At 67.6% G+C, this 14,485-nt stretch carries 14 protein-coding genes and 2 tRNA genes; 12 read left to right on the forward strand and 4 right to left on the reverse strand.

All coding sequences use genetic code 11. The features are described from left to right. Window positions 1–91 precede the first annotated feature (91 nt). Genes ACESMN_RS06870 through ispH form a run of 5 tightly spaced genes read left to right on the forward strand, consistent with a single transcriptional unit; the run spans window position 92 to window position 5,803 of the window. Window positions 92–1,039, forward strand: a complete 948-nt coding sequence (locus ACESMN_RS06870; protein WP_373052854.1) for a bifunctional riboflavin kinase/FAD synthetase — start codon at window positions 92–94, stop codon at window positions 1,037–1,039. A 19-nt stretch (window positions 1,040–1,058) separates the two neighbouring features. Next, on the forward strand, window positions 1,059–3,899 hold the full coding sequence (gene ileS / locus ACESMN_RS06875) for an isoleucine--tRNA ligase (protein ID WP_373052855.1): 2,841 nt from the start codon (window positions 1,059–1,061) through the stop codon (window positions 3,897–3,899). Beyond that, window positions 3,896–4,402 (forward strand): signal peptidase II, encoded by a 507-nt coding sequence (lspA, locus tag ACESMN_RS06880; RefSeq protein WP_373052856.1) that lies wholly within the window; start codon window positions 3,896–3,898, stop codon window positions 4,400–4,402. The genes ileS and lspA overlap by 4 nt, the downstream gene beginning before the upstream one ends. After that, window positions 4,399–4,860 (forward strand): peptidylprolyl isomerase, encoded by a 462-nt coding sequence (locus tag ACESMN_RS06885; RefSeq protein ID WP_373052857.1) that lies wholly within the window; start codon window positions 4,399–4,401, stop codon window positions 4,858–4,860. Before lspA ends, ACESMN_RS06885 begins: the two co-directional genes overlap by 4 nt. A gap of 4 nt (window positions 4,861–4,864) precedes the next feature. Continuing rightward, window positions 4,865–5,803 carry a 4-hydroxy-3-methylbut-2-enyl diphosphate reductase gene (gene ispH / locus ACESMN_RS06890; RefSeq protein WP_373052858.1) on the forward strand — a complete coding sequence of 313 codons (939 nt, stop codon included), beginning with the start codon at window positions 4,865–4,867 and terminating at the stop codon, window positions 5,801–5,803. A gap of 53 nt (window positions 5,804–5,856) precedes the next feature. Here the strand turns inward: ispH and ACESMN_RS06895 are convergent. From ACESMN_RS06895 to ACESMN_RS06905, 3 genes are all read right to left on the reverse strand, one after another. Beyond that, a tRNA-Thr gene (locus ACESMN_RS06895) sits at window positions 5,857–5,932 on the reverse strand. Window positions 5,933–5,981: 49 nt separating this feature from the next. Continuing rightward, window positions 5,982–6,419: a Fur family transcriptional regulator gene (locus ACESMN_RS06900; protein ID WP_373052859.1), complete on the reverse strand. Its 438-nt coding sequence runs from the start codon at window positions 6,417–6,419 to the stop codon at window positions 5,982–5,984. Window positions 6,420–6,560: 141 nt separating this feature from the next. Then, a tRNA-Gly gene (locus ACESMN_RS06905) sits at window positions 6,561–6,634 on the reverse strand. A 55-nt stretch (window positions 6,635–6,689) separates the two neighbouring features. Between ACESMN_RS06905 and thiS the strand changes: the two genes are divergently transcribed. Genes thiS through trmB form a run of 3 tightly spaced genes read left to right on the forward strand, consistent with a single transcriptional unit; the run spans window position 6,690 to window position 8,470 of the window. Continuing rightward, window positions 6,690–6,908, forward strand: coding sequence for a sulfur carrier protein ThiS (thiS, locus tag ACESMN_RS06910; protein WP_373052860.1), 219 nt, complete (start codon window positions 6,690–6,692; stop codon window positions 6,906–6,908). Between the two features lie 28 nt (window positions 6,909–6,936). After that, window positions 6,937–7,743 (forward strand): thiazole synthase, encoded by an 807-nt coding sequence (locus tag ACESMN_RS06915; protein WP_373052861.1) that lies wholly within the window; start codon window positions 6,937–6,939, stop codon window positions 7,741–7,743. 4 nt (window positions 7,744–7,747) lie between these two features. Then, complete coding sequence (gene trmB, locus ACESMN_RS06920; RefSeq protein ID WP_373052862.1) at window positions 7,748–8,470, forward strand: tRNA (guanosine(46)-N7)-methyltransferase TrmB; 723 nt, start codon at window positions 7,748–7,750, stop codon at window positions 8,468–8,470. Between the two features lie 25 nt (window positions 8,471–8,495). Here trmB and ACESMN_RS06925 read toward each other — a convergent pair whose 3' ends face one another. Continuing rightward, window positions 8,496–9,350 (reverse strand): universal stress protein, encoded by an 855-nt coding sequence (locus ACESMN_RS06925; RefSeq protein WP_373052863.1) that lies wholly within the window; start codon window positions 9,348–9,350, stop codon window positions 8,496–8,498. A gap of 329 nt (window positions 9,351–9,679) precedes the next feature. Here ACESMN_RS06925 and ACESMN_RS06930 point away from each other — a divergent pair, with 329 nt between their 5' ends. The 4 genes from ACESMN_RS06930 (at window position 9,680) to ACESMN_RS06945 (ending at window position 14,482) form a co-directional block, all read left to right on the forward strand. Beyond that, window positions 9,680–11,518 (forward strand): SLC13 family permease, encoded by a 1,839-nt coding sequence (locus tag ACESMN_RS06930; RefSeq protein ID WP_373052864.1) that lies wholly within the window; start codon window positions 9,680–9,682, stop codon window positions 11,516–11,518. 384 nt (window positions 11,519–11,902) lie between these two features. Continuing rightward, entirely contained in the window at window positions 11,903–12,793 is an 891-nt protein-coding gene (locus ACESMN_RS06935; protein WP_373052865.1) for a phosphoribulokinase, read from the forward strand. A 94-nt stretch (window positions 12,794–12,887) separates the two neighbouring features. After that, window positions 12,888–13,349, forward strand: a complete 462-nt coding sequence (locus ACESMN_RS06940; protein ID WP_373052886.1) for a hypothetical protein — start codon at window positions 12,888–12,890, stop codon at window positions 13,347–13,349. After that, complete coding sequence (locus ACESMN_RS06945) at window positions 13,346–14,482, forward strand: FIST C-terminal domain-containing protein (RefSeq protein WP_373052866.1); 1,137 nt, start codon at window positions 13,346–13,348, stop codon at window positions 14,480–14,482. The genes ACESMN_RS06940 and ACESMN_RS06945 overlap by 4 nt, the downstream gene beginning before the upstream one ends. Window positions 14,483–14,485 lie beyond the last annotated feature (3 nt).

The following is a 14,485-nucleotide window of genomic DNA, read 5'->3' on the forward strand; positions in this document are numbered from 1 at the left end:
CTCCGGGGGACGCTGGGCCCCTGGACGCCGTGCCGGGTGTGGTCGCGGCGGACGCGGGGTATAATTCCCGCTTTTGCGCGGACATGACACCATGCGGCTGTTGCGCGGCGTGGACCATCGCAAACCGGCTTTTTCGGAGGCGGCGGTCACCATCGGGAATTTCGACGGCTTCCATCGCGGTCACCAGGCGGTGGTTGCGCGTCTGCTCGCGGCCGCCGCGGAGCTGCGCACGACCTCCGTGCTGATCACCTTCGAGCCCCTGCCGCTGGAGTTCTTCGCGCCCGAGAAGGCGCCGGGGCGGTTGCAGCGGCTTCGCGACCGGATCGACTTCCTGCGCACCACGGGGCTGGACGCGGTCTGGCTGATGCGGTTCGGCAGGTCGCTGGCGAGCGTTCCCGCGGAGGAGTTCGTGGAGAAGGTGCTGCACCGGACCCTGGGTGCGCGCCATGTGCTGGTTGGTGACGATTTCCGTTTCGGAAAGGGTCGCGGCGGCGATTATGCGCTGCTCGAGCGCATGGGTGCGGACCTCGGCTTCAGCGTTGCGTCGACCCCCACATTGTCCGACGGAGAGGGCAGGATCAGCAGCACCCGGGTCCGCGCGGCCGCGCAGGCCGGCGACTTCGACCAGGCCGAGGACCTGCTCGGGCGCCGCTACGGCATCTGCGGGCGGGTCTCCCACGGCGACAAGCGGGGACGGCTGATCGGTTTTCCGACCGCCAACGTGCGGCTCGGTCCGCAGCCGATGGCCCTGCGCGGCGTCTTCGCCGGCTGGCTGTTTACCCGGGACGGCGAGGTCTTTCCGTCCGTCACCAACATCGGCTGGCGCCCGACCGTCGCGGGCACCGAGCAGCGGCTCGAGGCCCACGCACTGGGTGCATCTCCACAGCTTTACGGCAAGCTGGTGCGGTTCGAGCCGCTGGCCTCCATCCGCGGCGAACAGCGCTTCGAGTCCCTGGATGCGCTGAAGGCGCAGATCGCCCGCGACGTCGAAGCGGCGCGGGCCGTGTTCGCGAACCCATCACTGCAGCAGCCGGCCTGACCGGCGCACCGGAATCCTCATGGCAAGAAAACCGGCCCCGCCGAACCCCTACAAGGACACGTTGAACCTCCCGGAGACCGCCTTTCCGATGCGGGCGAACCTTGCGACGCGGGAGCCGCAGTGGCTGGCCGAGTGGACCGCCGCCGGCCGCTACGCGCGCCTGCGCGAGCACTGCGCCGGACGTCCCCGATTCGTGCTCGCGGACGGCCCCCCCTACGCCAACGGCTCCATCCATGTCGGGCACGCGGTGAACAAGATCCTGAAGGACTTCATCACCAGGAGCCGGACGCTGTCCGGTTTCGACGCCCCCTTCGTTCCGGGTTGGGACTGCCACGGGCTGCCGATCGAACTGAAGGTCGAGCAGAACCTCGGCAAGGCGGGCAGGGACGTGGATCCCGCGACCTTCCGCTCCGCCTGCCGCGCCTACGCGGCGGAACAGGTGGCCGGCCAGAGCGCGGACTTCCAGCGTCTCGGCGTGTTGGCCGACTGGGATCGTCCCTACCTGACAATGGATTACCGCATCGAAGCGGACATCATCCGCGCGTTCGGGCGCATCATGGAGCGCGGGCACGTGCAGATGGGCGAGAAGCCGGTGCACTGGTGCGTGGACTGCGGATCCGCCCTGGCCGAGGCCGAGGTGGAGTACGAGGAGAAGATCTCGCTGGCGATCGACGTGCGTTTCCAGGTCACCGACGAGATCGATCTGCTGCGGCGGATGGACCTCCACGGGGATTCGGAGGGGCCGGTGAGCGTGGTGATCTGGACCACCACCGCCTGGACCTTGCCGGCGAACCAGGCGGTGGCGCTGAACCCGGCGCTGACCTACGTGCTGGTCCAGTTCGAGCATGAGCGTCTGCTGGTGGCGGAGGAGCTGCTTGGCGCCTGTCGCGAGCGCTACCAGCTCGGTGCCGGAACGATCGTCGGGCGGGCCGAGGGGAGCAGCCTGGAGGGTCTGGTCCTGCGCCACCCCTTCGAGGAGCGCGACGTGCCGGTGATCCTCGGCGATCACGTGACCACCGAATCGGGCACCGGCTGCGTGCACACCGCACCCGGGCACGGTCAGGACGACTACGTGGTGGGTCAGCGCTACGACCTGCCTGTCGACAATCCGGTGGGACCGGATGGCCGCTTTCTTCCGGACACCCCCTTCTTCGCCGGCGAGAACGTACACCAGGCGAATGCCCACGTGGTCGACGTACTGCGCGAGTGCGGCAACCTGGTGGTGGTCGAGAAGTTTCGCCACAGCTATCCGCACTGCTGGCGGCACAAGACGCCCACCATCTTCCGGGCCACCCCGCAGTGGTTCATCAGCATGGACCGCGCGGGCCTGCGCGAGGATGCGCTGCGCGCGCTCGGAGACACGCGCTGGCTTCCGGACTGGGGGGAGGCGCGAATCCGCGGGATGGTGGAAAACCGCCCGGACTGGTGCATCTCCCGTCAGCGCAACTGGGGCGTGCCGATTCCACTGTTCGTGCATCGGGAATCCGGACGCCTCCATCCGCGCACGCCGGAGCTGCTGGAGGAGGTTGCCCGGCGGGTGGAGCAGGAGGGTGTCGAGGCCTGGTTTGCGCTCGACCCCAAGGAGCTGCTCGGTCACGAGGAGGCGGAGCGTTATCTGAAGCTCGGGGACACGCTGGACGTCTGGTTCGATTCCGGGGTCACCCACTTCACGGTGACCGGGATGCGGCCGGAGCTCGGCCTGCCGGCGGATCTCTATCTGGAGGGTTCCGACCAGCACCGGGGCTGGTTCCAGTCCAGCCTGCTGACCAGTGTCGCGATGCAGGGGGTCGCTCCATACCGGACAGTGCTCACCCACGGCTTCACCGTGGACGAGAATGGCGAGAAGATGTCGAAGTCGCGCGGCAACGTGGTGGCGCCACAGCAGGTCGTGTCAACCCTCGGTGCGGACATCCTGCGTCTCTGGGTGGCCGCGACCGATTTCTCCGGAGAGATGGCGATCTCGCAGGGAATCCTCGAGCGCACAGCGGACGCCTACCGGCGCATCCGCAACACCGCCCGGTTCCTGCTGGCCAACCTCAACGGTTTCGACCCCGCGCGCGACGCGTTGCCGATGGACCAGCTGCTACCGCTGGACCGCTGGATCGTGGACCGGTCCCTCGGCGTGCAGGATCGCGTGATCGCCGCCTACGACACCTATCAGTTCCACCAGATCTACCAGCGCGTGCACAACTTCTGTTCGGTGGAGCTTGGCAGTTTCTACCTGGACGTGATCAAGGACCGCCAGTACACCACGCCGGCCGAGAGTCGGGCGCGGCGCTCGGCGCAGACCGCGCTGTACCACGTGGCGGAGGCGCTCACGCGCTGGATCGCGCCGATTCTCAGCTTTACCGCGGAGGAGATCTGGACGCTGCTGCCCGGGCAGCGCCCGGAGAGCGTGCTGTTCTCGCAGTGGTACGCCGGCCTGCGGCCGCTGGATGCGGACGCGGTGTTCTCCACCGCGGACTGGGACCGTATCCTCGAGGTGCGTACCCACGTGGCGCGTGCGCTGGAGGCCGCGCGCAACGAGCAGGGTCTCGGCGGCTCGCTGAATGCGGAGATCGACCTCCATGTGGGAGGGCATGTGGCGGGGCTGCTGCAGCGGCTGGGTGACGAATTGCGGTTCGTGCTGATCACCTCGGATGCGCGCGTGCTGTCGGGTCCGCCGCCCGAGGGCGCCGTCCCGGTGGTGCTGGAAGACGGTTCGAACCTGTTCGTGGTGGTACGCAAGAGCGGGCATCCCAAGTGCGTCCGCTGCTGGCACCGGCGTCCCGACGTCGGGTCCCACGCCGGGCATCCGGAGCTGTGCGGGCGCTGCGTGGAGAACATCACCGGGCCGGGAGAAGAGAGGCGTTTCGCATGAGGCTATGGGTAGGCGGTGGTCTTTTTCCGGGGCTGGGCGTGGCGGCCGTGGTCCTGCTGCTCGACCAGGCCACCAAGTTCTGGGCCGAACGGACCCTGACCCTCTATGCCCCGATTGAGGTGACCAGCTTCTTCAACCTGACCCTGGTCTACAACCCCGGGGCCGCCTTCAGCCTGTTCAGCACGGCGGGCGGCTGGCAGCGCTGGGTGTTGTCACTGGTTGCGGTGGGCGTCGGGCTGCTGGTCGTCGGCTGGCTCGCGCGTCTGCCACGCCAGGCCTGGCTGCAGGTGGTCTCGCTCGGTCTGATCCTGGGGGGAGCGATCGGCAATCTCGTGGACCGGCTACGGGTGGGGATGGTCGTGGACTTCTTCGATTTCCACTATGCCGGGCTGCACTGGCCCGCGTTCAACATCGCCGATGCAGCGATCACGGTCGGGGCCTTGTGCCTGGTGATCGCGATGTGTGCCGAGCAGTGCCCGATCGACTCGAGGCCTCGGTCATGACGGCGATCACGCAGGGCAGCCGGGTGCGGATGCACTACAGCCTGCAGCTCGAGGGCGGCTTCGTGGTCGACAGTTCCGGAAACGAGCCGCTGGAGTTCGTGCTCGGCGACGGCACGCTCGAGGCGGGGCTGGAGCGGCACCTTCTGGGCCTGGAGACGGGCGCGCAACGGGAATTTGCGATCGCGCCCGGAAGCGTGTTCCCCTTCCCCGACAAGAGCGCGGTGCAGGAAATGGAGCGCGCCGCGTTCCCCGATGGCATGCCGCTCGAGTCCGGCATGATCTACGAATTCAACACCCCGGCTGGCGACGCCATTCCCGGCCGCATTGTCGATGTCGGGGAGGGGACCGTGACCGTGGACTTCAATCATCCCCTGGCGGGACAGCCGTTCCTCTTCATCGCGGAGATCCTCGACATCGACGGCGACGGAGCCATCGACGCACACGGCAGCGGGGATTGACGCCATGGAGCTGCAGCTCGCGAATCCGAGGGGTTTCTGCGCAGGCGTGGAGCGCGCCATCGACATTGTCGAACGCGCGCTCGAGATCCACGGGGCGCCTCTGTATGTGCGCCACGAGGTCGTGCACAACCGGCACGTCGTCGACCGCCTCCGGGCCGCCGGCGTCGTCTTCGTCGAGGAGCTCGACGAAGTCCCTGACGGAGGGGTCGTGATCTTCTCGGCCCACGGTGTTCCGAAACGGTTGCAGGAAGAGGCGAGGCAACGCGGACTCACGGTCTTCGATGCCACCTGCCCGCTGGTCACAAAGGTGCATATCGAGGTGTCCCGGTATGCGCGGGAGGGCCGCGAGGTGGTGCTGATCGGGCATGCCGGGCATCCGGAGGTCGAGGGGACGCTCGGGCAGTTCGACGAGCGGTACGGGGGACGCATGGTGCTGGTGGAATCCCCGGCGGATGTGGAAAGACTGGAGATCCGGCACCCCGAGACGCTGGCCTATGTCAGCCAGACCACCCTCTCGATGGATGACACCGCGGGGATCATCGATGCGCTGCGCACACGCTTCCCGGCGATCGCGGGTCCAAGGAAGATGGACATCTGCTATGCCACCCAGAACCGCCAGGACGCGGTGAAGGTGCTTGCGGCGGACTGCGATCTACTGCTGGTGGTCGGCTCGAAGAACAGCTCCAATTCCAACCGTCTGCGCGAGATCGGTACGCGTGCCGGCATCGAGGCCCACCTGGTGGATGGGGCCGCCGACGTGGACCCGCAGTGGCTCGCGGGAAGGCGCCGCATTGGCGTGACCGCCGGGGCATCGGCCCCCGAGGTCCTGGTGAACGAACTGATAGAGTTCCTGCGCAACCAGGGCGTCGACGAGGTGGTCGAGGCTCCCGGCATCGAGGAAAACGTGACCTTCTCGCTTCCGCAGGCTCTGCGCCGAGTCTGAGCGACATCGCGGCGGCTCACCGGCGGCGCGGGGTTGAAGGGCGCTGGCGGGAATGGTGCCGACGCGCAGAATCGAACTGCGGACCTGCCGATTACGAATCGGCTGCTCTACCAGCTGAGCTACGTCGGCGTGGCGCGCATGATAGCCGAGCCGTCGGCTCGACACCAAGCCCGGGCCGTCAGTCCGTGTGCCGCGGACCCACCCGGATCACGACGTCCACGCCGAGCACCTCGCGGGAGTCCGGAAGACCGGGCAGCCCGGCAATCTGCACCTGCGCCGGGGCCACGTCCTCGAGCTCACCGGTGTCGGTGTGGAAGAGGTGGTGATGCGGGTCGGGGTTCGAGTCGTAGAACCGCTTGGCCGAATCGATCACGACCTCGCGCACCAGGCCCGTCTCCGCGAAGAGGTTCAGGGTGTTGTACACGGTGGCCTTGGACACCCGCGCGGAGTTTCGGCTGAGCTGGGCGAGGATCTGCTCGGCGCTCAGGTGCTGGTGCTGCGCAAACAGCAGCCGGGCGATCTCCAGCCGCTGCTCCGTCGGCGCAATACCGTGGCGTGCGAGCAGCGCCTGAGCCTGCTCGCGGGTGATTTGTTCAGTGATGGAAGGCACCGTCATGATTCCCTAGTATAGCAGGGGGTTAGACAAAGTCTAGTTCCCATTCAGGCGGCTGGTCCGTGCGCGGCGCCGATCGCGGCGACCGGTTCACGGGTGGTAGAATCGTCGCCATGACGCTGAGCAGGCGGGAGCGGTGGAAGGTGGAGCGGGTGATGGGAATCGAACCCACATTAAGAGCTTGGGAAGCTCCCGTTCTGCCATTGAACTACACCCGCTGCGCGCCCTGATTGTATGCGCTCGGTGCCCGGCACTCAATGCGCTGGAGACCCCATGCAGATTTACCTGAATGGCGAAGCCTATGCTCTCGAAGTGCCGCGGGACAGCGGCGGCGCGCCGACGCTTGCGGATCTGGTGGCGGCACTGGATCTGCAGGGACGCCGGCTGGCGATCGAGGTCAACGGCGTACTGGTGCCGCGCAGCGAGCACGGCGCATTCCGTCTGTCGCCGGAGGACCGCGTGGAGATCGTTCAGGCCATCGGCGGCGGCTGAAACCCATTTCACAACGGCAGGGACCGGCATGAATCCTGTGGCTGCGACCGACACCGCCGACACCTTCCGGGTCGGCGATCGTACCTTCTCCTCGCGCCTGCTGGTGGGCACGGGGAAGTACCGTGACCTCGAGCAGACGCGCCTGGCCATCGAGGCCAGTGGTGCCGAGATCGTCACGGTGGCGATCCGGCGTACCAACATCGGACAGACCCCGGGGGAGCCGAATCTCCTGGACGTGGTCCCGCCGGATCGCTACACGCTGCTGCCCAACACGGCCGGCTGCTACACCGCCGAGGAGGCGGTCCGGACCTGCCGGCTGGCCCGGGAGCTCCTCGACGGGCACAACCTGGTGAAGCTGGAGGTGCTGGGGGATCAGAAGACGCTGTATCCCGACGTCTTCCAGACCCTGTCGGCCGCGGAGACCCTGGTCGCCGAGGGCTTCGACGTGATGGTTTACGCTACCGACGACCCGCTGCTGGCGAGGCGCCTGGAGGAGGTCGGCTGCCAGGCGGTCATGCCGCTGGCCGCGCCGATCGGTTCCGGACTCGGCATCCAGAACCGCTACAACATCCGCGAGATCGTGGAGAACGCGAGGGTGCCGGTGCTGGTCGATGCGGGCGTGGGCACTGCATCCGACGCCGCCATCGCCATGGAACTGGGCTGCGACGGCGTGCTGATGAACACCGCGATCGCGGCGGCGCGAGACCCGGTGCTGATGGCGGGCGCCATGAGGCATGCGATCATCGCGGGGCGGCAGTCCTACCTGGCGGGGCGAATGGTGCCTCGGCGGCACGCCAGTGCATCGTCCCCGGAAACCGGCTACTTCTTTACCTGAAGCCGTGAACGCCGCCGCCCCGGAGGATCCCGCTGGCGGAACCCGGCGGGTGCGCAGCTTCGTGCGCCGGGGTGGGCGGATCACCGCAGGGCAGCAGCGTGCCCTGGAGCGCCTCTGGCCCCGCTTTGGGGTGGCTCCCGGACACGATCCCGTGGACCTGCCCGCGCTGTTCGGGCGCGACGCCCCGGTGACCCTCGAGGTCGGTTTCGGCAATGGCGAGAGTCTCCTCTGGCAGGCGGAGCGGATGCCGCAACGGGACTTCATCGGAATCGAGGTGCATCGGCCCGGGGTCGGGCACCTGCTGGGCGAGCTGGAACGCCGGGACCTGCGCAACGTCCGGGTCTTCAACGACGACGCGGTCGAGGTCCTGGAAACCCGGATCCCGCCGGCGAGCCTCGACACCGTGCAGATCTTCTTCCCCGATCCGTGGCACAAGAAGCGGCACCACAAGCGCCGCCTGATCCAGTCCGCTTTCGTCCGGCTGGTGGCCTCCAGGCTGCGGCCGGGCGGGCACATCCACCTTGCGACCGACTGGGAGGACTATGCGCGCCAGATGCAGGACGTGATGGCGGCGTGCGCCGACCTGTTTCTCCCCGAAGGACCGCAGCCACTGGGCTCGCGACCGCCCTCCCGGCCCGCCACGCGCTTCGAGCGGCGCGGAGAGCGCCGGGGGCACCGGGTCTGCGACCTGCTCTACCGGCGTGCGGAGGTCGCGGGCACCCGGTGAGGACGACCCGGGCCCTGCGCCCGCCCTACATCGAGGCCTTCACCACCAGCACCGGGCAGTCGGCACGGCCAATCACGCGCTCTGACACGCTGCCCATCATCAGGCGGCTGAGCCCCGTGCGGCCGTGGCTGCCGACCACGATCATGTCGGCATTCCGGTGCTTCGCGGTCGTGATGATCACGGTATCCGGCCGCGCACCCTCCCGCAGCATCGCCTCGACCTTGACCTGTTCGCCCGCGGCCTCCTTCCGCACGCGGTCCACTGCGGCCTGCGCCTGCGACCGGTCCTCGGCGGTGCTGTCCTCCGCGACCACGCTGATCACCGTCAGCGGCAATTTGCACTTGCCCACGAGTCGCACCGCAGAGTAGGCGGCCGCATCGCCCAGCCGCGAGCCGTCCGTGGCGACCAGGATGCCCTTCTCCGCCATCTTCGTGTCCCGCGGAACGACCAGGACGCTGCAACTGGCAAGGCCGATCACCTTGGCGGTGGAGTCGCCGACCATTATGCGGGCGAGGTCGCTGCGGGTACGCCGCCCGATCACGATCACGTCGGCGTGTCTGTCGTTGGCGACGCGGACGACTTCGTGATGGGGATCGGAGCCTTGTTGCAGCACGGTCTCGGCGCGGATGCCTGCGGCCCTTGCGTCTTCCGCGATCCGCTCGATCTGTTTCTGCGCCTCGGTCTCGGCCTTCTGGACCCGGTCCGGCACCAGCGCCTCGTACTCGGGGTTGGTCAGCACGACCCGGGTCACCAGGAGGCGTGCACCGCACTGGCGCGCCATTTCCAGCGCCACGGCCTCCGCCGCTGCGCTGTACTCCGAACCTTCCGTGGCCAGCACAATCGTCTCGAAGCGCCCAACGGGCGACAGGTCCTCCGTCATCACGCGCCTCCAGATCTGCCGGGATGATCCCAGAATACCCGAGGCACGGTGCGCCGGCACCTCTGCAGCGACCGGCAGCCGCCCGCCACGCGGCGCTTTGCTTCGGGGCCTGCCTGATGAAATAATCAACGGTTTTCCGGCAGTTTGTTGGGGCCTCGGGCCGTTCCGGGGGATGCCAGTGGCGCCGCCTCGGGCGACCGCGGTGGACCCGGAACAGGCCGCCGGGTCAGTCATCTGGTCCCCGCCCCGTGCCCGCCACGGCCGGGAGACATCCAGCCGAACCCGCTCGCGGCACGCAGGGCCGGCACAGCCAGGAAACCGGGAAGATCATGGAAAATCTGACGCTTACCACGGAGATGATCGTGGTGCTCGCGCTGCTGGCTTTCACGGTCTTCCTGTTCGTGTCCGAGATCGTGCGGGTCGATGTCGCCGCCATCTCCGTGATGGTGCTGCTCGGGCTGCTCAGCCTGGTGCCCGGTCTGTCCGACCTGACGGAGCTGGATCAGCTCTTCTCCGGTTTCGCGTCCAACGCGGTGATCGCCATCATCGCGGTGATGATCATCGGTGCCGGGCTGGACCGCACCGGGGTGATGCACCAGGTCGCCGGCTTCATCATGCGGTTCGGGGGCACCACGGAGAAGCGGATCATTCCCACGGTCTCGGGCACGGTCGGCATCATCTCCAGCTTCATGCAGAACATCGGCGCCGCGGCCCTGTTCATGCCCGTGATGAGCCGGATCTCCAACCGGCTGGACATCCCGGTGTCGCGTCTGCTGATGCCGATGGGTTTCGCTGCGATCGTCGGGGGCACCATCACCATGGTCGGTTCCAGCCCGCTGATCCTGCTGAACGACCTGCTTCCCGAGGGCATGGAGCCGTTCAGCCTCTTCGACGTGACACCGATTGGCCTGGCGCTGCTCGCGAGCGTCATTGTGTATTTCCTGTTGCTGGGCCGCTTCGTGTTGCCCTCGGCCCCAAGCCTGTCCGGCGCCGGCGAGACCACCGCAGACTATTTCCGCCGGGTCTACGGGCTGAACTACGAGACCCGCGAGGTCCGTGTCACCCGTGACAGTGACATCGCCGGTCTCACCGTGGCCGAGGTCGAGCACAAGTTCGGCGTGGTCATCATCGGCAGCCATGTCGCGGGCGACTTGCGCATCGGGCCCTGGAGCGGGTACGAGATCGAGGGCAGCGCGGACCTCGCGGTGCTGGGTTCTTCTGACAGGCTGGCCCATTTCGTCGACCACACCGGTGTCCGGCCGCGGCGCGAGCTCCAGGTCTTTGCCAACGCGATGGCGCCGAGCAAGTCGGGCATCGCGGAGATCGTGATCGCACCCGGTTCGCGGTTGATCGGGAAGACCGTCACCGAGGTGGCGATGCGACGCACCTACGGTCTCTCGGTGCTGCGCCTGCAGCGCGGAGAGGAACCGATCCGCGAGGGGCTGCGCGACGTGCCGCTGCTGCCCACCGATACCCTGGTTGTCCACTGCGACTGGGAATCGCTGGCCCGGCTGGAGGACGACCAGGACTTCGTGGTGGTCACCAGCGACTACCCCCGCGAGCGGCTGCGGCCGAGCAAGGTTCCTCATGCGCTGTTCTTCCTGGTGGTTGCGCTGAGCCTGATCCTGTTCACCGGGCTGCCGCTCTCGGCCGCGCTGATGACGGGTGCCCTCGGCATGATCCTGTCCGGGGTGATCGAGATCGACGATGCCTATCGCGCGGTCAGCTGGAAGACGGTGTTTCTGCTGGCGAGCCTGATCCCGCTCGGCGCCGCGGTCGAGAACACCGGCACGGCCGCGTGGATCGCGCAGAACACGCTGGGGATCCTGGGCGAGGTCTCTCCCTGGGTGCTGCAGGCGACGATCTTCGCGCTGGCGACCTTCTTCACCCTCGTGATGTCCAACGTCGGCGCCACCGTGCTGCTGGTTCCGCTATCCATCAATTTCGCACTCGCGGCGCAAATGGCGGGGATGGAGGCCGATCCCCGAATATTCGCGCTGACCGTGGCCATCGCCACCTCCAACTCCTTCCTGATTCCGACGCACCAGGTGAACGCCCTGATCATGGGTCCGGGCGGATACCGGGTGATTGACTACCTGAGGGCCGGCAGCGTGATGACCATCGTGTTCATGATCGTGGCCATGATCATGCTCAATGTGGTGTTCTGACGGGCCGTGCGGAACGGACGGTCACCATGGAGCGCAGCCAGACGCCTCGGCGCAAGGCGGGCGAGTGCAGGAACAGCCACGCTATTGCACACTTGCCCCGTGCGGCGCCGGCGTGCCCGGCGAAGCGATCCGATGCCGAACTTTCCGCATGGCCCATTCGCTATGCTTAGAGGGAACTCAGCGCGATGCGCGTTCCGGCTCCCCCTCTCCCGTCCGCGGGATCGATCCGCCGGTGGCGGGCCCGAAGGGCAAAGGGCAGGATGCCCGGCGTATCGGGCTGGGGAGATGGAACGGTCACGGTGATGCGGGCCCGATTTTCAGTCCCGGGGCTGCGCGGATCGAGTTGATCGCCGGCCCCGGCCCCACTTGTCGAGGAGATAGACCATGTCAGAGAAACACCCCGTCATAGCCGTCACCGGGTCTTCGGGTGCCGGCACGTCCACAGTGAAAAGATCCTTCGATTACATCTTCCAGCGCGAGAAGATCAAGCCGGTGGTGATCGAGGGTGACAGCTTCCACCGCTACGACCGCAAGGCGATGCGCACGGCGATGCAGGCGGCCGAGGCCGAGGGTGACCGCTACTTCTCGCATTTCGGCCCCGAGGCGAATCTCTTCGACCGCATCGAAGAGCTGTTCCAGACCTACGGCGAGACCGGTCAGGGCCAGAAGCGGTACTACCTTCATTCCGAGGAGGAGGCGGAGTTCCACAACCAGCGCCTTGGCACCAGCCTGGGGCCGGGCGAGTTCACCCCGTGGGAGGATATCGAGCCGGATACCGATCTGATGTTCTACGAGGGCCTGCACGGTCTGGCGGCACACGGCGACATCGACGTTGGCCGGCACGTCGATCTCGGCATCGGTGTGGTACCGATCGTGAACCTGGAGTGGATCCAGAAGATCTTCCGCGACAACGAGGAGCGCGGCTACAGCGCGGAGGCGATCGTCGATACCATCCTGCGGCGCATGCCGGACTACGTGAACTACATCACGCCGCAGTTCTCGCGCACCCACATCAACTTTCAGCGGGTGCCGACGGTGGACACCTCCAACCCCTTCATCGCGCGTGACATTCCGACGCCCGACGAGAGCCTGGTGGTGATCCGGTTCAGCGATCCCAAGCGCTTCGGTGTGGACTTCCCCTACCTGCTGAACATGCTGCACGACTCCTACATGTCGCGACCGAACACCCTGGTCGTGCCGGGCGGCAAGATGGTCCTGGCGATGGAGATCATCCTCGCACCGATCATCCACGACATACTCGCGCGCCGCGGCTGACGGCGTTCTCCCCAAGCCCCGCTGGAGCGGGGCCTTTTTCGTGTTCGACCCGGGTCGACTAGGATGCGGCGACCGCAGTTCCGGAGGATCGATGGTGTTCGGTTTCCTGGCCCCGCGTCCGTCAAGACAGCTGGAACAGTTTCGCGCCCGCTTCACCGGGCGCAGCCTGATCGTGCACCGGGGCTTTCCGCCGGAGTGGCTCGAGGAACTCCTGAAGCAGCCGGGCGGTGGCGGTCACTTCCGGTTCGACTCGCGCCGGTTGCCGGCGTCACGGCCGACGCCGGTCGAATGGCTGGTGCAGACCCACGTGTTGCCGCTGGATCTTCCGCAGCCCCTGCTGCTCTGCATCCGCGAGGAAGACATCCTGCTGCGGCATCTTGAACGGGGCGGGAGGGCCATCCATCCCTCGGAGATCGCCTGGTTCCTCGAGGAACTGGAGGATCGGCACCATGCCCGACTGCGCTTCGGGAACCCGCCGGGGCGGTTCGAGGTCCTCCGGGGCATATCCGTGACCGACAACGAGGCACTGAGCATGCTGGAGCACATCGCGGGATGAGGGGATCATCGCCATTCCGATTCGCGTCGGCGAGCGGCAGCGACCCCCGGGCCCTGGCGACGGAGCTGGCCGCGGACCTGGCCGAGGCGGGCACCGGGCAGCGCAATGGGTCCATGATCGGCCTCCTGTACCTGTCGGACTCGATGGCCCGGCACGGATCGGAGCTGCTGGACGCCCTGCGCGCGGCCACCGGCGTCCAGCAGTGGGCCGGGTGCGCGGGGATGGCCTTGATCGGCGGGCGCGAGGAGTTCTACGAGACACCCGCGGCCGTGGCCATGGTGGGTGAACTGAGGCCGGAGGACTTCCGCCTGATCCGGGATCCGGTTGACTCCTTCGAGTCGCTCCGCGAGCAGCTCGCGGGTTTCCTGGAACCCGGCCAGGCGGGTCGGCTGCTCCTGCATGCGGATCCCGCGTTCGCGGGGCTGGAGGACCTGCTGACGCGCATCGACCAGGAGACCGCTTGGTTCGCCACCGGCGGCGTGAGCTCGGGGCAGGGCGAGGTGGTCCAGTTCGCCGACGCGGTGCTGTCGGGCGGGGTGTCCGGGCTGGCACTGCGTGACAGCGTGCCGCTGGCGGCGCGCCACACCCAGGGATGTTCGCCGCTGCCGGGACAGCATCGGCTCACGGAGACCTGGCGCAACATCATCGTGAAGCTGGACGAGCGCCCGGCGCTCACGGTGTTCCGCGAGGTCATCGGGGACGTGCTGGCCCGCGACCTGCGCCGCGCGCTCGGATACATCCACATCGGCCTGCCCATCCCGGGCTCCGACACCGGCGACTATCGCGTCCGCAACATCATCGGCATCGACCTGGACCGCGACCTGCTGGCGGTCGGCGAGATGCTGGACCAGGCGCAGCACGTACTCTTCGTGCGGCGCGACGGTCAGGCCGCACGGGAGGACCTGGAGCGGATGGTGGACGACATCCGGAGCCGGCACACGGACGGAATCCGCGGGGCCGTCTATGTCAGCTGTGTCGGGCGCGGACGGCACCAGTTCGGGGATGAGGGCACCGAGATCGGGATCGTGCAGGACGCGCTCGGTGATATCCCGCTGGTCGGATTCTTCGCCAATGGCGAGATCTTCGCGAACCGCCTCTATGGCTACACGGGCGTGCTGACGCTGTTCACCTGAATC

This window comes from Thioalkalivibrio sp. (assembly GCF_041690275.1).
Classification (GTDB): domain Bacteria; phylum Pseudomonadota; class Gammaproteobacteria; order Ectothiorhodospirales; family Ectothiorhodospiraceae; genus Thioalkalivibrio.